Below are 16,734 nucleotides of genomic sequence, written 5' to 3'. Positions count from 1 at the left end.
TCCTTACACCTGTATCCTAAAGGTTGACGTAACGACAAAGTCAAGAAAATTTTTTTGCGTTTTTTAAAATGTGCTATAATTATAACAAAGAAAGGAAGATAAGATGCAAATAGTTTTTTCTGATATTGATGGGACGTTCCAAGAAATGGGGCACCCGATTCATGAGATCAATAAAGAAGCCATCCGTTGTTTGCAAGCCCAAGGGGATCACTTTGTGTTTGTCACAGGGCGAGGATTTGAGCTTGTTCAAGATATGATGGCGGAAGAAGGCCTTTCCTGCGATGTGATTTTTGGAAACGGCGCTGGTCTGATGGTAAAAGGAGAAGCGCCTGTTTTGACGCATACCTTGCCCTATAAGACATTGGCGCAAGTGATTGGTATCTTAGAAACAGAAGAGGTTTTTTATTTCTTACATACTGACCATGGCATCATTTCCCCACAAGCGTATTTGTATGAAGCGCAGTTTCAAGAAAGCCGCAAGCAGTTACTCGCGGAGTTAGGGGAGCGAGGACAAATCATCGCTGACTACAAATATGAGTTCTTTTACAACGAATGTCTTCATAAAGACGACGTGCTGCAGTTTATGAAGGAACATCCAGAGATAAAGGTCATCAAAATCGAACTGATGGAAGCGTCAGACGAAAAAAGAGAACGGCTGCGGGCGATGATCCAATCAGAAACGGCTGCGATTTTTCAATCCTTTGTCCAAACACTGGAGATCGTTGATCCATTGGCGACCAAAGGTGCCGCGATCCGTTCCTTTTTAGAAGCTTTTCCCGCTGCCAAAAGCTACGGGATCGGTGATGGTGAAAATGACCTTGCGATGTTTGAAGCGGTGGATGTTTCTTTGGCTGTAGCAAATGCCAGCCCAGCGATCAAAGCAGTTTGTGATCGAACCATTGAGCGCGCGGAAGACGGCGGTGTTGGCCGCTTTATTTTAACAGAATTAGTTTCGAGAGAGGATGTTGTGCATGAAGTTGATTGAAACCCCAGTAAACCAAAATCTAAATATGGAAACTTTTTACCCGAACATCTCCAAGTATCTATTCGACAAAATAGCGATCAAATACTATAAATTGTACTCGCTTGATCGGACGCAGATTCTCTATGTGGATAGTTTTGATACGATTTCTTTAGTATTGATCAACAATAAAAAGAAAATCAGTCGGGAAGAAGTCGACACAGCGATTCATCGTTTGCTGAAGGTCGATCGCAAAGACGTGACCGTCAATGTTAATATTCGTAAAGAAATGGAAGCAAGAGGCATCACCTTTTCTAAACCGAGGAAAGATGTCATTCTTGTTCAATTGCCTGTGAAAGAATAGTAGTTGAAAGAAGTTGGGACATGCACGTTGCAAGAGCAATCAAACGTTGAACAAAGGGGCGACCTTATACGCGCGCAGGAATGATGCGCCAATAAGTAGGAGGCTGACCCATGCTTTTGAGCAATTTGTTCTCAGATGGATTGCCTTGTACTAGCAAAAACCCAACTTTTTTTTGAAAAAAACAAGATTTTCTGTCTTTTGTGTTTTTTTTGCTATAATGAGAAGAAGTAAGCTAGAGGGAGTAAGAACATGCAGAAATTATTTAAAGATGACAGCTTGACGCTGCACACCGATCTCTACCAAATCAACATGATGCAAACCTATTGGGAGTTAGGCAGAGCCGATCGTAATGCGGTGTTTGAATGCTATTTCCGTGACATGCCTTTTGAAAACGGCTATGCGATCTTTGCCGGTCTGGAACGATTGATCGACTATTTGAACGATTTATCCTTTTCAGAAACGGATATTGCCTACTTGCGAGAAATCGGCGGCTATCCAGAAGCCTTTTTAGAGTATCTAAAGGAGTTCAAGTTTGCTTGTACCGTTCGTTCTGCGTTAGAAGGCGATTTAGTCTTCAACAATGAACCGATCATTCAAGTAGAAGGGCCGTTGGCACAAGCACAGTTGATCGAAACGGCGTTACTGAATATGGTCAATTTCCAAACACTGATCGCCACGAAAGCGGCCCGCATCAAATCCGTGATCGGCACGGATCCCTTGTTGGAATTTGGTTCACGACGGGCACAAGAATTGGATGCAGCCATTTGGGGGACCCGAGCGGCTTATATTGGCGGAGCAGATGCGACGAGTAATGTGCGGGCAGGGAAGATTTTTGGCATCCCAGCCAGCGGAACCCACGCCCATTCCCTCGTGCAATCCTACGGCAATGACTATGATGCATTTATGGCATATGCCCAAACCCACAAAGATTGCGTATTCTTAGTCGATACCTATGATACATTGCGCTTAGGTGTGCCAAATGCGATTCGTGTGGCCAAAGAGATGGGGGATAAGATCAATTTCTTAGGTGTGCGGATCGACAGCGGCGATATGGCGTATATCTCGAAAAAAGTCCGTGAACAGCTGGATGAAGCGGGATTCACGGAAGCCAAAGTCTATGCTTCCAATGATCTAGACGAAAATACGATTCTAAGCTTGAAAATGCAAAAGGCGAAAATCGATGTGTGGGGTGTCGGCACCAAGCTGATCACCGCTTACGATCAACCGGCATTAGGCGCGGTTTATAAACTGGTGGCCATCGAAAATGAGCAGGGAGAAATGATCGACACCATAAAATTATCCAGCAATGCTGAAAAGGTTTCGACTCCTGGGAAAAAACAAGTTTGGCGGATCACCCGTAAATCTGACGGCAAGTCAGAAGGCGATTATGTCACGCTATGGGAAGAAAATCCACAAGCAGAAGACGAACTGTTCATGTTCCATCCTGTTCATACCTTTATCAACAAAACAGTGACGAACTTTGATGCGCGACCATTATTGCAAGACATCTTTGTGGATGGCCAGCAAGTGTATCAAGTGCCTGACTTAGAACACATCAAAGCCTATGCGACGAATTGCTTGGATTCCCTTTGGGACGAGTACAAACGTGACTTGAATCCACAGAAATACCCAGTCGATCTTTCGCAAGAATGCTGGGATCATAAAATGCGCACGATTGAAAAAGTACGTAAACAAACCAATGGCGCGATTTTGTAATCCGCAACTGCGCTGGTCCTAGGATCAGTCAGCTGCTTCAAAAAATAAGAGGAGGCGTTTCTATGACCATGCAACAAGAAATTATCAAAGAATTAGGAGTCTTACCGACCATCGACCCGAAAGAAGAAGTTCGTAAGAGTATTGATTTTTTAAAGGCGTATCTGCAAAAGAATCCGTTCTTGCATACGTTTGTCTTGGGGATCAGTGGTGGACAAGATTCGACGTTAGCTGGACGGCTTGCGCAATTGACGATGGAGGAAATGCGCAGCGAAACCGGGAATCCCAACTATCAGTTCATAGGGGTACGCTTACCTTATGGGGAACAAGCAGACGAAGAAGATGCCAAAAAAGCACTAGCGTTTATCCAACCAGACATTGAGCTGCGGGTAAACATCAAAGCCGCCGTCGATGCGCAAGTACAAGCGGTGGAAGAAGCAGGGTTAGCGGTTTCCGACTTTAACAAAGGCAATATCAAAGCCCGTCAACGGATGATCACGCAATATGCCATTGCAGGTGAAAAAGCAGGGGCTGTTCTGGGAACAGATCACGCTGCTGAAAATATCACCGGCTTCTTTACGAAATACGGCGATGGCGGTGCCGATATCTTACCACTGTTTCGTTTGAATAAACGCCAAGGACGTCAACTCTTGCAATACTTAGGCGCGCCAGAAGCGTTGTATACAAAAGTCCCAACTGCGGACTTGGAAGATGGCAAACCTTTAGTGGCAGATGAAGCAGCTTTAGGAGTGACCTACAACGACATCGATGACTATTTAGAAGGCAAGGAAATTTCGGCTGAAGCCCAACAAACCATTGAAAACTGGTGGAACAAAACGCGACACAAACGCCACTTGCCCGTCACGATTTTTGATGATTTTTGGAAATAAACGAAACCAGTGATTGAGTTCCATTCGGATAGAAAGAAGAGTCTAGGGGGCAAGAAACCTTAGACTCTTTTTTTATGAGACTTGCTTTCTTTAAAAATAACAAAAGCTTCTTACCTCGGCTTTACTTTCTTGCCTCGAAAGCATAAAATACGAGGGTACCTAGAACGTGTAGAAAAGGAGGAATGTTCCTTCGTGAAAATAAATATCCACCCTTATCTGAAGATCGCATTAAAAGGCATCGCCATCGTCCTGTTGATCATTTTCAGTAATTTATATTTGCAATGGTGTCAAAACAATCTTTCCGTTGAATTAGCTCTGAAATTTGCCTTTTCGTGGCATACAGCAAAGTTTTTCTTGGCTTGTGGGGTGCTACTGCTGGTGTATGGGGTGTTTGCCAGCTTGGCAGGTTCGGTACTGATCGGAGGCGTCTTTTATAGTGTCGTCATCGGAATCTTAGGGTATGCCAACCACACAAAGATGGTCTATCGCCAAGAACCAATCTATCCCGATGATTTAAAGATGGTCACTCAATTCGACCTTCTACGAACCATGATCGGCAATGGCGCCTTTTTCTTAGCCATCCTCTTCGCTCTGGCGGCGATCGGGGCGATCGGCTGGAGTATCTATCGCAGCCGCAAATTAAACCTGCGTTTGCAAGTGATGCGAGGAGCGGTGCTGGTCGTATGCTCGCTGGGCTTAGTCTATGTTTCTCACTTCAATGACAGCAACAACCTTTTACGCAAAGCCTACAATCAGACGGCGCTCTGGATTCCGTATTCACAAAAAATGAACTACTACAATACGGGATTTATTGGTGGGTTTTTGTACAACCTGCGGGTAGATGCCATGACGAAGCCTGAGGGGTATTCAAAAGAAGCGATCCAAGCGATTGCGGACACCTACAATGCACAGGCTGCGGAGATAAATCAAGACCGTGAAAGTGAAGCACCAAATATCGTCTATGTAATGAGCGAGAGCTTTTCCGACCCGAACCATTTAAATGGCTTGTCGATCACCGGCGATCCGTTGAAAGACTATTACCACGTCGCCGATCAAACCATCAGTGGAAAAATGCTTTCGCAAAATTATGGGGGCGGTACGGCAAACATCGAGTTTGAAGCGTTGACTGGTTTTGCCATGGGCCTATTGAATCCACAGATGACAACGCCTTACACGATGCTGGTGCCGAAATTGACGCAACTGCCATCCTTGGTTTCTTTCTTGGAACAGTCCGGGTATACGGCAACGGCGATCCATCCTTACGATACATCGATGTACAAACGCAAGGATGTCTATGGCGTGATGGGGTTTGAACAGTTTATCGATCAAGAGACGATGACCTATACCGACAAAATCGAAAATAATCCTTATATTTCTGATGAGGCGGCCTACAAAGAAGTGCTGGCATTGTTGGAAAACGATCAGCAACCGCAATTTGTCCATTTAGTAACGATGCAGACCCATATGCCGTATGCTGGTAAATACGATACCTTGAATTACCAAGCAAGCGGTCCGGGCAATATGGCTTCTTTGGAAAACTACCTGCAGGATATCTCCTACAGCAGTACAGCATTGAAAAACTTTGTAGCTGAATTAGAGCAGCTGGATCGGCGAACGCTGGTTGTCTTTTGGGGGGATCATTTACCAGGCATTTATGCCGATGAGATCAAGGAGCAAAATGAAACGGCTGCCCTGCATGAAACGGAGTTTTTGATGGTCGATTCGCAAGGAAATTTTGCCCCAGAAGATGTACCAGTAACAAGTCCCTTTTACTTTGCGCCGAACCTATTAGAAGCCAGTGACCAACCAACGAGCGGGTTTTACCAGTTGTTATTGGCCTTGCAAGATGAGCTGCCAGCTTTTGAAATGGGTCAATACTATCAAGGCGGGCAATGGCAGACGACCCTTGCGTTGGATCAAGAAGCCCAAGAAATCTATGATGCCTACAATTTGATCCAATACGATGTGTTACAAGGAGAGCAATACAGTTTAGCGACTGGTTTGTTTGACTAAATGAAACGTAAAATAGCGCCTTATCCCAGTGTTAGTCACAGGATAAGGCGCTTTTGTTTGTATGAAGTTATAAATCCTGCCATTTACGGTTTTGATCAAAATCATTGGCGGCGGCATAGGCGTCTTGAACGATCGTTTCAGGGTAGCCCATGACTTTTAAGAGGGCGATCGCGTTGCGGCTCAAGGCAGGACCGGATTTGACCTTGTAATCAAAGGAGATGCCGTCATCTTCTGTGACTTGTTCAGAAAAATGAATGTTGCGGCAATCATTTTTCAAAATTTCAGTCAGCTCAATATCATGAGTGGCGACAAATGCCAATGATGGGTAGGCTCGCAGCCAATGGATGATGCTGGCAGAAGCAGCGATCCGTTCCACCGTATTGGTTCCTTTTAAAATCTCATCAACAAAACAATAGCAGCGCTGGTTCGTGGCAACGGTGTCTAGCAGGCGTTTGATGGATTTGATTTCCGCGACGAAATAGCTGTCGCCTTCAAACAAGTCATCTTCGACAGCCATCGAGGTAATGACATGACCGGGAACCATCGTAAAGGCTTCGGCAACTGCTGTCTGGATCGTTTGTGCCAAAATGCAATTGATGGCGATGCTTTTGACATACGTCGATTTGCCCGAGGCATTGGAGCCAGTCACGAGGGTATTGTGGGTCCAAGCAACATCATTCATGACTGCTTCACTTAGAAGCGGGTGATACGTACCCGTTGCTTGTACACCTCCGCTTGTTTGGAAGGTCGGTAGGCAAGTGATGGGCATATACGTGCGAAAATTTAAAATGGCGGCTGCGACTTCCAATTTTCCCAGCAAATTCCACAGATCGATGGCTGCTTGTTGGTGCTTTGCCAGGGTAGTAGTGACCGTTTGATAGGAAATAAACGGCAGCATAAAAATGATATTGATGTATTCAAACAACATGTCTCCTTCGCTGCCGTTTTTGGCACGAAACGAAAAGGCGAAACGAGTGATCTTTTTTAATGGTGCCAAGGATTGTTTGATCTCATCTCGGAGGGGCGTGTTGATTTTAGCGATCTGACTGCCACAGGCAATCGTTTGAACCAAATAGCGCATGCTGTTCAGTTCTGTTTCCAGCTTGGCTTTTTTGATGGAGTAATAGATCGTATTGAAAACGACACTAACCAACGTCAACAGGATGCCTTGGACAAACCCCAGCAGGAGCAGCAAGATGCCGACTAACGGCAGCATACCTAAAAAGACAAAGAACGGCAGAGAGCCGATCGATTGCGCAGCTTCATTGGCCAAGTAGGCTTTCGAAAAATTATCATCTTGTTTTCCTAAACGAGCAAACGTATATTGGGATTGTTCGCGTGCGGCACTGTCAGCAGCAAAAAAGTCGATCAATTTGGTCAGCTGTTTGTCCGTCTTGAAGCGAAAATTGCGTAATTGCTGGTACAATGCTTCTGAACCAACACTGGAAAACGTCAGATTAATGGACTCAAACAACGAAAAGCCATCCAAGTCATACCAAGTGATGTCATCGACCTCGCTATCAAAATCGTGAAACTTCTTCTCAGTCAGCCAAGCCTTTTTCAAACTCGCTTCTTTATCAAAGCGGGGCTGACGGGGAAGCTTTCCCCAAGCAAGCCGAACGTAACGGCGTACTTTGTATCGATTCCAGATATCTAATGCGGTCAAGATGAGAATGCTGGCGAGTATGATTAAAATGACCATCGTTTGTGGTTCCATATGCAAAAGTCCTCCTAATGGCTAATGAATGCTGGCTAAAGTTAAGTGTTGCTGTGGGCAGGATCGCTTTCTTTCAAACAAGCATAGATCCGTTCAATATCTTGGGTCGTGCCTCGCAGCTCGAAATCCGCTAAGAACGGGATCGAAAATTGCTCCGCATATTGCTTTGCGGTCAAGCAATATTGATAATTGAAGTTTTTGTTGCCACTGCCGATCACGCCTAAGCAAAGAGCTGCGTTGTTTTCATAGTCAATGTATTCCCGCATGGTTTCTGTGAGAATCTCCTGATCGCCGTTATCGACGCCATTTCCACCTTCTAAATAGGTAGGGACAAAAACCACATAAGGTTCGTCTTCTTGTTCAAAGACACTATTGTCATGAATTTCTTTGGCTTCCCAAGTACTCGGAGTGTCTTGCTGATCCGCATAGGCCAACAAGCGGTTGACGAATGCACGGGTATTTCCAGAGATTGAAATATAAAGTAGTTTCATTTTTTTCATCACCTTCCGCTTTCTAGTATAACAGAAACCATTTATGAAAAGAGGAGAACTTCGGCAGTCTTTTCTAGTAAAATGCAGCCAAAGGCTTTAAACTGAGAGAGGAGTCCAATACAAAGGAGTGGCAATAATGTTTTCAAAAATGCATCATGTGGCGATCATCGCCAGTGATTATCAGCAGACCAAAGAATTTTATGTAGAGAAATTAGGCTTTGAAGTGATTCGTGAACATGCGCGCCCAGAAAAGAAAGATGTAAAAATCGACCTGCGCTTTGGGGAATCAGAAATAGAACTGTTTGTGGTGGAAAACCCACCAGCAAGACCAAGCTTTCCCGAAGCAGCTGGCTTACGGCATTTGGCATTTGCGGTAGAAAATATTGAAGCAGTCGTGGCAAAGTTAGCCGCCAAAGGAATTGCGTGTGAACCGATTCGTTTCGATACCTTTACGAATAAGAAAATGACCTTTTTCCAAGATCCAGACGGCTTGCCGTTGGAATTGCATGAATAAATAAGGAAAACTTTGTGTGGATCCTTTGTCGATTCAACTTGGTTTTTCTTGAAAGAATTGTTATTCTATGTATAGAAGCAAGGAGGAGAAAACGTGATAAGATTTGCAAAAAAAGAAGATCGCTTTGTCATGGCTGAACTTGTTTTAGTCATTTTAAAGGATATGGAATTGCCCTTTGTCAAAGAGATCGGTGAAGCAAAGACCTTAGAGATCTTGGCAGATGCCATGTTAGAACCCGACTATCGTTACGGCTTTCGCCGTGCGTTGGTCAATGAGATTGACGGGGAGGTTGCTGGGGTCGCCTTTGGATACCCAGACAAAGAAGAGGCGACGATCGATCAGCCTCTAGATAAAGTGCTGGAACAGTACGGTTTGAGTAAAGACATGAAGCTGTTTATCGATGAAGAAACCTTACCAAATGAATGGTACTTAGATACCATCTGTGTGGCTGAGAAATTTCGCGGTAAAGGTGTCGGCTCAGCCTTATTAGAAGCGTTGCCGAAAATTGCTTCTAGAGATGGCTATGAGGTGATCGGCTTGAGTGTTGATCGAGCAAATCCCCATGCGAAGCGGCTCTATGAAAAGCATGGCTTTGAAGTCGTGGCCCAAAGAGAGATCAGTGGCCACCTATACGACCATATGCAAAAAAGAACCAGCTGATTTTTCAGCTGGTTCCATTTGTTAGTCGTAGCTCAAGAGGATGGTCTTTCTTGCGGTGCCGATTGTACAGCCAGTAATCCATGACGGCAGCGATACAGATGCAGACTGGTGCATCCCGATCATCAACGACATCCAGTACATAATAATCCCCCGTCAATAAGGTCGCCTTATCCATTTCCATGATCTTTTTATTGAAATGATGGATCCCATAGCGATGATTGTAGATATCGCCGTGGACCGCCCAGTGAAGCTGCTGGATATAGTAGAAATCACCCGGCCAGTTAAAGATTTTCTGCAGTGTACCGACTTTCTCAAAGTCTTTGTAGATCTCAAAGCGCGTACCAAAAGTAAAACTGATTTGTTTGATACTAGCAACCATTTGCCCATTCAAGCGGTAAAGGGAAAGAGCATCACCCTTAGTTCCCCAACGGCCCACCATTAAAAACAGTGATTTGCCTGTTTCATCTTTGACAATGGTGCGTGTGACTCTGCTAAGTTGTCTGTCTTGGATGAAAAATTCTGACATACTTACGCCTCCTCATGTATCCCCAAAAAGCTGCGTGATTTAAAGATTTTCATCAATTGCCCGAACAATCGCTTTGCCGACACCAGACTCAATATTGGTGTCCGTCAAATACTTCGCGGCTTCTTTTACCTCTAACTCGCCATTTCCCATTGCAAAACTAACGCCTGCCAGTTGCAGCATACTTACGTCATTTAAGTTGTCACCGATCGTCATCACTTCCTCCAGTGAGATCATCCGATCTTTAGCGACATGCGCCACTGCGATTCCTTTTTGCGCGTTTCGGTGGTTGATCTCAATATTGTTTTGTCCAGAAGAAGTCACCACTAAATCGCCGTACCCATCGATGATTTTCGTGATAGGACCCAATACCCGCGCACCATCTTGATGGAAGCAGATCACTTTCAAAAATTCTAATTCTTCGATCGAAAACAACTCACTGAAATCATCGACATAATTGATCGGTAAAAATTCTAAACGGGCAGCTGTCATAGCGATCGCCATCTTATGGGTTAAATGGGGCATAGCTTCTGCCGTATGGATCGCAAAATTTTCGATCCGACGTGTCTGACTTTCCGAATAGATCCCATTGCTCGTTGAGATCTCAAAATAGATGTCGTTTTCTTTGAGTAGGTCGATCAACGAACGAGTTTGTTCATGGCTGATCGGCACAGTAAATAATGAATTGCCCGCTTCGTCGTAGACTTGGGCACCATTCAAGGTGATCATTGCACAGTCGATCCCGGCTTCTTGCAGCGGCGGCAAAGCCTCTTTGCGGTTACGGCCAGTTGCGACCATAAATTCGATTCCTTTGGATTGGGCATATTTGATTGCTTGGATATTTTCTTCTGAAATCTGCATACTAGCATTTAAAAGCGTACCATCCATATCAGAAGCAATTAATTTGATCATTGTCAGCGTCCTTTCTTAATCGTTTCTACAAATAGTGTACCATAAATCGCGCATTTTTTTTCTTTCGAAGAGTAATTCTTGTTTCTAAGGGGAGGGATTTGTTATCCTAGAAGAAAACAAAGGAGATTCGCCATGAAACGACTATTGGACAATGATTGGCAAGAGCAATTGCAAGAATCATTTGAGCAACCCTATTACCAACAACTACGGGCTTTCTTGAAACAAGAATATGCCCAGCAAAAGATCCATCCAGCGATGGATCATATTTATGAAGCACTTAAACTGACACCATACCATGACGTAAAAGTTGTCATCTTAGGTCAAGATCCTTATCATGGCCCTCACCAAGCCCACGGACTGTCGTTTTCCGTACAGCCGGGGGTCAAAATACCGCCTTCGTTGCGGAATATTTACAAAGAATTAGCTGATGACTTAGGGATTCCACCTGTGTCCCACGGTTATCTCGTACCTTGGGCGCAACAAGGGGTCTTATTGTTGAATACCGTGTTGACAGTACGTGAAGGGCAAGCCTATTCACATCACGGGCATGGCTGGGAGCAGCTGACTGATACGATCATCGAAAAATTGAATCAACGAGAAGAACCGGTCATTTTTGTGCTTTGGGGCAAACCCGCCCAAAAGAAAGCCGCTTTGCTAGATACTAGCAAACATATTATTATAACAGCGCCTCATCCAAGTCCGTTATCAGCGCATCGAGGATTCTTTGGTTCGAAGCCTTTTTCTAAGATCAATCAAGCATTGCTGGCGTTAGGGGAAGAACCGATTTCCTGGGCGTTGCCAGAAAAAATAACACAGTTGTAAAACTGTGTTATTTAGAATGAGTAAACTTGTGAAAAAGGTAACGATATTTAAAATAATCGACTAATACAGGATTTTTATCTGTTCTTTTTTTCGCAATTATTGTACAATGGAAGGGTATAAAAAAACTGGAGGTCTTTACCCGTGGAATTATTCGAAAGTTTAAAATTTAAAATCGTGCGTCGTCATATCAAAATCGTTTTTCCTGAAGCAACAGATCCTCGTATCCTAGGTGCTGCTAGCCGTTTACGTTCAGAAGAATTAATTGAACCTGTTTTGATCGGTAACCCGGTTGAAATCGAAAAAGCAGCGGAAGCTCGCGGAATCAACGTATCAAACTTTGAAATTTTAGATCCTGAAAATTATGATCGTTGGGATGAAATGGTTGAAGCTTTTGTAGAACGCCGCAACGGCAAAGCAACGAAAGAGCAAGCAGAAGAAATCTTAAAAGATGTCAACTATTTCGGTACAATGTTGACTTACATGGGCATTACTGAAGGAATGGTTTCAGGAGCGATCCATTCTACGGGTGATACAGTAAGACCCGCTTTACAAATCATCAAAACAAAACCAGGTGTGAGCCGTACAAGTGGTGCTTTCTTAATGGTTCGTGGTCGTGACCAAGAAAAATACTTGTTCTCAGACTGTGCCATCAATGTAAACCCAACTGCACAAGAATTGGCAGAAATCGCTGTTGACTCAGCGAAAACCGCTGAATTATTTGAAATCGATCCAAAAGTTGCTATGTTAAGCTTCTCAACGAAAGGGTCTGCGAAAGCACCAGAAGTAGATAAAGTCGTTGAAGCAACAAAAATCGCCAAAGAATTGGCACCAGAATACCAAATCGATGGAGAATTGCAATTCGATGCTGCGTATATCTCAGCAGTTGCGCAATTGAAAGCTCCTGAATCTGAAGTAGCAGGTAAAGCAACCGTCTTTGTTTTCCCAGATTTACAATCAGGAAACATTGGTTACAAGATCGCCCAACGTTTCGGTAACTTTGAAGCGATTGGACCAATCTTACAAGGATTGAACAAACCAATCTCTGATTTGTCTCGTGGTTCAAATGAAGAAGATGTCTACAAATTATCAATCATTACTGCGGCACAAACACTAATGGAAAAATAAGCAGCCAATCGCTACACTGATGAAAAACTGATCCCTTGAGGGTCAGTTTTTTGTTTTGCTCTTGGAAAGTTGAGGGCAGCAAAGCAGGGGGCGTCGGCAAAAAGCAACGATCCAGTGATCGTCGGGGAATTTTCCCAAAGCTCCTTCTTTACAATTCCTTGAAAAACAAGCTATACTAGCAACTAGTAAATTAGATTGATCAAAGGATGGGGACTATGTTTACCATTAACGACTTAGAAGCAACCGCAGCATTTGCAAAAATCATTGGAGAGGCAGCCGAGCCAGGTGATAATCTGGTGTTGACGGGCGATTTAGGTGCTGGCAAAACAACATTGACGAAAGGCATCGCCTTGGGGCTAGGGATCGAGCAACTGATCAAAAGTCCGACCTATACGATCATTCGTGAATATACCAATGGGCGGCTACCGCTGTATCATATGGATGTCTATCGGGTGGAATATGGTGCAGATGATTTAGGACTGGATGATTATTTCGAAGGGGATGGCTTGTGTGTGATCGAATGGGGCAATCTCTTAGAAACCTCCCTGCCAGAGGATTATTTAGAACTGATTTTGGAAAAAGATGATACAGATGAACAGAAACGTCTTGTGAAATGTCATGCATATGGCACCAAAGCAACCGCCTTTTTGCAACGGATCACAACAAAATGGCAGGCAGTCCATGAGTGAGATCCAATTACAGATCAAAGAAGCCACGGGTGCTGATGCCAAAGCTGTGTTAGCAGTCAGTCAGCAGCTAGGAGAAGAAACGGATTTTCTCTTGATGGACGAAAGCGGCTTGGCGTTGCCAGAAGCCTTATTGGCAGAACAGCTGGACGCTATCTATGAACGGGACGACTATTTGCTGTTGTTGGCATTTGATCAAGAACAATTGATCGCCATGGCATCAGTCAAAGGCCATGAAGAGTGGCAATTAGCCCATGTCGGGGAGATCGGTATCTCGATTTTAAAAGACTATTGGGGCTTGGGCTTAGGTTCGCTCCTGATTGAAGAATTACTGGACTGGGTAGTAGAAGTTGGCGAATTGACCCGCATCGAGTTGACCGTCCAAGCGAGAAATCTACGGGCGATCCATCTGTATCAAAAATTTGGTTTTCTAACAGAAGGCTGTATGAAAGAAGCGGTGCAAACCCGCGAGGGGCAAAAAGTTGACGTCTTGATGATGGCACGTCTTTTTGAATCATAAAAAAGGAGTGAAGGAAATGGAGTTTCGGGAACCGACGATCGCAGACTGCGATCAAATCGAAGCGTATCGGCAAGCGTTCGAGAAGAATCAAGAAGTCATCCACGGTGGGGCAGGACTTGTAGAAAGTCCCACAGCCAAAGACTGGCTAGAGGGATTGGTGGATTTTAAAACAGCAGAAACGGTACCAGAAGGATTCGTTCCCGCCCGTACCTATCTGGCTATCCAAGATCAAAAAGTGGTCGGTCTCTTGAATCTGCGTCTGACACTTAATGCGTATTTGCGCCAAATTGGCGGACACATTGGGTATTCAGTGCACCCAGACCATCGAAAGCAAGGCATCGGCTCGGCAATGTTGGCACAGTCATTGGTAAAGGCCAAACAACTTGGCTTGAACAACGTGTTAGTAACCTGTGAAGAAGCCAATCGCGCCTCCGCCAAAGTCATTGAAAACAACGGTGGTAAACTAACTGAAAAAGTCATTGATCCTGAAGATGGCGCTATAATCTGTCATTATTGGATCGATCTGACCTAAAATGAATCCTTTCTTAAATGAAAACGTGCGTCCCAAAGGCTAGCGCAATGCTGACTTTAGGACGCACGTTCTTATTTATTTGACTAAAACCAATTTTTTTAATGGATCGATACCAAATTCTTCTTCTTGACGCAATAAGATTTGGGCACATGCCCGACTATCTTCTAGTGCATCATGGTGGTTTAGTAAAGGAATCTGTAATTGCTCACAAACCGTGTTTAATTTATGATTTGTAAACTCTGGATACAGTTTGCGGCTCGTTCGCACCGTACATAAGGAAAGATAATTTGGTTGTGACAACCCATAATAATCAAGACATCCCGCCAAAACCCCAGTATCAAAACCAGCGTTATGCGCAACGATCAAACTGTTCAATTGATAATATTGTTGGATTTGTTTCCATACGTCAGGAAACTTAGGCGCTTCTTGCACATCTTCTGGACGAATGCCATGAATTTGAATGTTTTTCCAAAAAAATTCCGTTTCCGGTTGGATCAATGTGTAATATTCGCCCACGATTTTGCTATCTTGTACCATGACTAGTGCAAGGGAACAGGCACTATGCTTTTGATAATTTGCTGTTTCAAAGTCCATTGCGATAAAATTCATCAGACTCACCTCATTGCCATTCTAGCACAAAATCAAAGAATGAAAAGCGAACAAACGTTAAGAAAAACTGAAGTTTTCTTACGGTTATTTGAGATCCAGTTCCACCGGGCAATGGTCACTGCCGATGATATCTGTATGGATCTTGGCATCTAGCAAGCGCTCATTTAAGTCATCCGAAACGACAAAGTAATCGATGCGCCAGCCGGCATTGTTTTTGCGAGCGTTGAAACGGTAGCTCCACCAAGAATAAATGCCTTCTGCATCTGGATAGAAATAACGGAACGTATCGGTAAAGCCAGCAGCCAAAAGAGTCGAAAACTTTTCCCGTTCTTCAGGTGTAAACCCAGCATTTTTTTGATTGGTTTTCCAGTTTTTGATATCGATATTCTTATGGGCAACATTCAAATCACCACAGAGAATCACTGGCTTTTGTTGTTTCAATTCAGTCAAGTAAGCCAAAAAGGCATCTTCCCAAGTCATGCGATAATCTAAGCGGCGCAATTCATTTTGAGAATTCGGTGTGTAGCAAGTAATCAAGAAAAATTCAGGATACTCTAGTGTGATGACGCGACCTTCCGTATCATGTTCTTCGATTCCTAATCCATAACGGACGGATAGCGCAGGTTCTTTTGCGAAAATCGCCGTGCCGGAATAGCCTTTCTTCTCCGCATAATTCCAGTATTGATGATAGCCTGGTAAATCCAATTCAATCTGACCTTCTTGCAGCTTTGTTTCTTGTAAACAAAAGAAATCAGCATCGAGGGCTTCAAACACTTCAGAAAAATTTTTTTTAACGATGGCCCGTAAACCATTCACATTCCAAGAAATAAATTTCATTGAGACTCCTCCTTATTTTCCACTACGCCTCCCATTTTACCTAAAAAAGCCAGAAGCGCAAAGCAAGTGAGCGGAATGAGGAAAATAAGGAGGAAGAATGAGGATTAAATTTGGATGCTAGAGAAAATTCGTTTGTGGTACGAAAAAGGATTAATAAATCCTTACTTTTCCTTACATTTTATGTTACAATCGTTTTGAAAAGGGGGCAGTTCACATGACGATCAAAGCGCAAGTTTCAGCGAAAATGACTTCGAAAAATCAAATAACTATTCCAAAAAGTGTGCGGCAAAAGTTAGGCTTAAAAGAGAATCAGCGGGTAATTTTTGAATTTACTCCAGAAGGCGAGATCAAGGTAACAGGCGAAAAAGCAGCACCTTCCTTTGAAGATTTTTGGAAACAAGAATTAGCGATCGTAGAAGAAACGGGGAAATTTGATACAGGTGAGATGTTTTTTGGAGAAGATTTAGGTGAGGAGAATATTGAATGGTAAGACAAGGAGATATTCTTTTTATTGACTTAAATCCCACCAAAGGAAATGAAATGGCAAAAAAAAGACTGTGTGTGGTGGTTAGTAATGATTATTATAACAAGAGTTTCAATACCGTCTTAGTGATGCCACTCAGTAGCTCAAAAAAATATGTAGAAGAAAAATTCGCTCGATCGAATGCGTTTCAAACAGTTACCGAAACACAAAAGAGTAAAGTTCAAGGGACGATTCTTTGTCAGCATATTCGCAGTGTGGACCTCTTGCATCGCAGCAACTTAGAAGTAGTCGATAAAGTCACTACGGAGATGAAAGAACGATTATCTGAAATAACAAAACACTTTTTTTGAAGTTTACTCTT

At 43.6% G+C, this 16,734-nt stretch carries 20 protein-coding genes; 14 read left to right on the top strand and 6 right to left on the bottom strand.

Features of this window, described 5'->3' with window-relative positions; genetic code table 11:
• The first annotated feature begins 103 nt into the window (after nucleotides 1–103).
• The 5 genes from ECA1_RS00365 (at nucleotide 104) to ECA1_RS00345 (ending at nucleotide 5,941) form a co-directional block, all read left to right on the top strand.
• Nucleotides 104–985 (top strand): HAD-IIB family hydrolase, encoded by an 882-nt coding sequence (locus ECA1_RS00365; RefSeq protein WP_060791410.1) that lies wholly within the window; start codon nucleotides 104–106, stop codon nucleotides 983–985.
• On the top strand, nucleotides 972–1,325 hold the full coding sequence (locus ECA1_RS00360) for a DUF1827 family protein (RefSeq protein WP_010749898.1): 354 nt from the start codon (nucleotides 972–974) through the stop codon (nucleotides 1,323–1,325). Before ECA1_RS00365 ends, ECA1_RS00360 begins: the two co-directional genes overlap by 14 nt.
• 249 nt (nucleotides 1,326–1,574) lie before the next feature.
• Nucleotides 1,575–3,041 carry a nicotinate phosphoribosyltransferase gene (locus ECA1_RS00355; protein WP_005228507.1) on the top strand — a complete coding sequence of 489 codons (1,467 nt, stop codon included), beginning with the start codon at nucleotides 1,575–1,577 and terminating at the stop codon, nucleotides 3,039–3,041.
• 62 nt (nucleotides 3,042–3,103) lie between these two features.
• Entirely contained in the window at nucleotides 3,104–3,928 is an 825-nt protein-coding gene (gene nadE, locus ECA1_RS00350) for an NAD(+) synthase (protein WP_060791409.1), read from the top strand.
• A 192-nt stretch (nucleotides 3,929–4,120) separates the two neighbouring features.
• Complete coding sequence (locus ECA1_RS00345; RefSeq protein WP_081091699.1) at nucleotides 4,121–5,941, top strand: LTA synthase family protein; 1,821 nt, start codon at nucleotides 4,121–4,123, stop codon at nucleotides 5,939–5,941.
• A 67-nt stretch (nucleotides 5,942–6,008) separates the two neighbouring features.
• Here ECA1_RS00345 and ECA1_RS00340 read toward each other — a convergent pair whose 3' ends face one another.
• The gene (locus ECA1_RS00340; protein WP_060791408.1) at nucleotides 6,009–7,658 is read right to left on the bottom strand and encodes a MutS-related protein; all 1,650 of its coding nucleotides are present in this window, start codon (nucleotides 7,656–7,658) and stop codon (nucleotides 6,009–6,011) included.
• 41 nt (nucleotides 7,659–7,699) lie between these two features.
• Nucleotides 7,700–8,149 (bottom strand): class Ib ribonucleoside-diphosphate reductase assembly flavoprotein NrdI, encoded by a 450-nt coding sequence (nrdI, locus tag ECA1_RS00335; protein WP_060791576.1) that lies wholly within the window; start codon nucleotides 8,147–8,149, stop codon nucleotides 7,700–7,702.
• Nucleotides 8,150–8,285: 136 nt separating this feature from the next.
• Between nrdI and gloA2 the strand changes: the two genes are divergently transcribed.
• Together gloA2 and ECA1_RS00325 are read left to right on the top strand one after the other, a co-directional pair.
• Nucleotides 8,286–8,663, top strand: a complete 378-nt coding sequence (gene gloA2 / locus ECA1_RS00330) for an SMU1112c/YaeR family gloxylase I-like metalloprotein (protein WP_005228512.1) — start codon at nucleotides 8,286–8,288, stop codon at nucleotides 8,661–8,663.
• A gap of 93 nt (nucleotides 8,664–8,756) precedes the next feature.
• Nucleotides 8,757–9,323 carry a GNAT family N-acetyltransferase gene (locus tag ECA1_RS00325; RefSeq protein WP_005228513.1) on the top strand — a complete coding sequence of 189 codons (567 nt, stop codon included), beginning with the start codon at nucleotides 8,757–8,759 and terminating at the stop codon, nucleotides 9,321–9,323.
• A 4-nt stretch (nucleotides 9,324–9,327) separates the two neighbouring features.
• Here the strand turns inward: ECA1_RS00325 and ECA1_RS00320 are convergent, their stop codons facing one another.
• The gene (locus ECA1_RS00320) at nucleotides 9,328–9,849 is read right to left on the bottom strand and encodes an LURP-one-related/scramblase family protein (RefSeq protein WP_005228514.1); all 522 of its coding nucleotides are present in this window, start codon (nucleotides 9,847–9,849) and stop codon (nucleotides 9,328–9,330) included.
• Between the two features lie 39 nt (nucleotides 9,850–9,888).
• Nucleotides 9,889–10,758 (bottom strand): Cof-type HAD-IIB family hydrolase, encoded by an 870-nt coding sequence (locus ECA1_RS00315; protein WP_010749892.1) that lies wholly within the window; start codon nucleotides 10,756–10,758, stop codon nucleotides 9,889–9,891.
• A 132-nt stretch (nucleotides 10,759–10,890) separates the two neighbouring features.
• Between ECA1_RS00315 and ECA1_RS00310 the strand changes: the two genes are divergently transcribed.
• From ECA1_RS00310 to ECA1_RS00290, 5 genes are all read left to right on the top strand, one after another.
• Nucleotides 10,891–11,580, top strand: coding sequence for a uracil-DNA glycosylase (locus tag ECA1_RS00310; protein WP_060791407.1), 690 nt, complete (start codon nucleotides 10,891–10,893; stop codon nucleotides 11,578–11,580).
• 141 nt (nucleotides 11,581–11,721) lie between these two features.
• Nucleotides 11,722–12,705, top strand: coding sequence for a phosphate acetyltransferase (gene pta, locus ECA1_RS00305; protein ID WP_005228517.1), 984 nt, complete (start codon nucleotides 11,722–11,724; stop codon nucleotides 12,703–12,705).
• A gap of 215 nt (nucleotides 12,706–12,920) precedes the next feature.
• Entirely contained in the window at nucleotides 12,921–13,394 is a 474-nt protein-coding gene (gene tsaE / locus ECA1_RS00300; protein ID WP_060791406.1) for a tRNA (adenosine(37)-N6)-threonylcarbamoyltransferase complex ATPase subunit type 1 TsaE, read from the top strand.
• On the top strand, nucleotides 13,387–13,911 hold the full coding sequence (locus tag ECA1_RS00295; protein WP_010749888.1) for a GNAT family N-acetyltransferase: 525 nt from the start codon (nucleotides 13,387–13,389) through the stop codon (nucleotides 13,909–13,911). The genes tsaE and ECA1_RS00295 overlap by 8 nt, the downstream gene beginning before the upstream one ends.
• A gap of 16 nt (nucleotides 13,912–13,927) precedes the next feature.
• Nucleotides 13,928–14,443, top strand: a complete 516-nt coding sequence (locus ECA1_RS00290) for a GNAT family N-acetyltransferase (RefSeq protein WP_060791405.1) — start codon at nucleotides 13,928–13,930, stop codon at nucleotides 14,441–14,443.
• Nucleotides 14,444–14,518: 75 nt separating this feature from the next.
• Here the strand turns inward: ECA1_RS00290 and ECA1_RS00285 are convergent, their stop codons facing one another.
• Both ECA1_RS00285 and ECA1_RS00280 read right to left on the bottom strand, forming a co-directional pair.
• Nucleotides 14,519–15,052 (bottom strand): 3'-5' exonuclease, encoded by a 534-nt coding sequence (locus tag ECA1_RS00285; RefSeq protein WP_010749886.1) that lies wholly within the window; start codon nucleotides 15,050–15,052, stop codon nucleotides 14,519–14,521.
• 84 nt (nucleotides 15,053–15,136) lie between these two features.
• Complete coding sequence (locus ECA1_RS00280) at nucleotides 15,137–15,889, bottom strand: exodeoxyribonuclease III (RefSeq protein WP_060791404.1); 753 nt, start codon at nucleotides 15,887–15,889, stop codon at nucleotides 15,137–15,139.
• Nucleotides 15,890–16,103: 214 nt separating this feature from the next.
• Here ECA1_RS00280 and ECA1_RS00275 point away from each other — a divergent pair, with 214 nt between their 5' ends.
• Nucleotides 16,104–16,379 carry an AbrB/MazE/SpoVT family DNA-binding domain-containing protein gene (locus ECA1_RS00275; protein WP_005234145.1) on the top strand — a complete coding sequence of 92 codons (276 nt, stop codon included), beginning with the start codon at nucleotides 16,104–16,106 and terminating at the stop codon, nucleotides 16,377–16,379.
• On the top strand, nucleotides 16,373–16,723 hold the full coding sequence (locus ECA1_RS00270) for a type II toxin-antitoxin system PemK/MazF family toxin (protein WP_060791403.1): 351 nt from the start codon (nucleotides 16,373–16,375) through the stop codon (nucleotides 16,721–16,723). The genes ECA1_RS00275 and ECA1_RS00270 overlap by 7 nt, the downstream gene beginning before the upstream one ends.
• Nucleotides 16,724–16,734 lie beyond the last annotated feature (11 nt).

This window comes from Enterococcus casseliflavus NBRC 100478, assembly GCF_001544095.1.
Classification (GTDB): Bacteria; Bacillota; Bacilli; order Lactobacillales; family Enterococcaceae; genus Enterococcus_D; species Enterococcus_D casseliflavus.
The sequence above is the reverse complement of the archived record's forward strand: the minus strand, read 5'-3'. Positions and strand labels throughout refer to the sequence as shown.

Excerpts from the sequence above, each read along its gene's own strand:
- ECA1_RS00365 (WP_060791410.1), top strand. The coding sequence starts at position 104 with ATGCAAATAGTTTTTTCTGATATTGATGGGACGTTCCAAGAAATGGGG.
- ECA1_RS00360 (WP_010749898.1), top strand. The coding sequence starts at position 972 with ATGAAGTTGATTGAAACCCCAGTAAACCAAAATCTAAATATGGAAACT.
- ECA1_RS00355 (WP_005228507.1), top strand. The coding sequence starts at position 1,575 with ATGCAGAAATTATTTAAAGATGACAGCTTGACGCTGCACACCGATCTC.
- nadE (WP_060791409.1), top strand. The coding sequence starts at position 3,104 with ATGACCATGCAACAAGAAATTATCAAAGAATTAGGAGTCTTACCGACC.
- ECA1_RS00340 (WP_060791408.1), bottom strand. The coding sequence starts at position 7,658 with ATGGAACCACAAACGATGGTCATTTTAATCATACTCGCCAGCATTCTC.
- nrdI (WP_060791576.1), bottom strand. The coding sequence starts at position 8,149 with ATGAAACTACTTTATATTTCAATCTCTGGAAATACCCGTGCATTCGTC.
- gloA2 (WP_005228512.1), top strand. The coding sequence starts at position 8,286 with ATGTTTTCAAAAATGCATCATGTGGCGATCATCGCCAGTGATTATCAG.
- ECA1_RS00320 (WP_005228514.1), bottom strand. The coding sequence starts at position 9,849 with ATGTCAGAATTTTTCATCCAAGACAGACAACTTAGCAGAGTCACACGC.
- ECA1_RS00315 (WP_010749892.1), bottom strand. The coding sequence starts at position 10,758 with ATGATCAAATTAATTGCTTCTGATATGGATGGTACGCTTTTAAATGCT.
- ECA1_RS00310 (WP_060791407.1), top strand. The coding sequence starts at position 10,891 with ATGAAACGACTATTGGACAATGATTGGCAAGAGCAATTGCAAGAATCA.
- tsaE (WP_060791406.1), top strand. The coding sequence starts at position 12,921 with ATGTTTACCATTAACGACTTAGAAGCAACCGCAGCATTTGCAAAAATC.
- ECA1_RS00295 (WP_010749888.1), top strand. The coding sequence starts at position 13,387 with ATGAGTGAGATCCAATTACAGATCAAAGAAGCCACGGGTGCTGATGCC.
- ECA1_RS00290 (WP_060791405.1), top strand. The coding sequence starts at position 13,928 with ATGGAGTTTCGGGAACCGACGATCGCAGACTGCGATCAAATCGAAGCG.
- ECA1_RS00285 (WP_010749886.1), bottom strand. The coding sequence starts at position 15,052 with ATGAATTTTATCGCAATGGACTTTGAAACAGCAAATTATCAAAAGCAT.
- ECA1_RS00280 (WP_060791404.1), bottom strand. The coding sequence starts at position 15,889 with ATGAAATTTATTTCTTGGAATGTGAATGGTTTACGGGCCATCGTTAAA.
- ECA1_RS00275 (WP_005234145.1), top strand. The coding sequence starts at position 16,104 with ATGACGATCAAAGCGCAAGTTTCAGCGAAAATGACTTCGAAAAATCAA.
- ECA1_RS00270 (WP_060791403.1), top strand. The coding sequence starts at position 16,373 with ATGGTAAGACAAGGAGATATTCTTTTTATTGACTTAAATCCCACCAAA.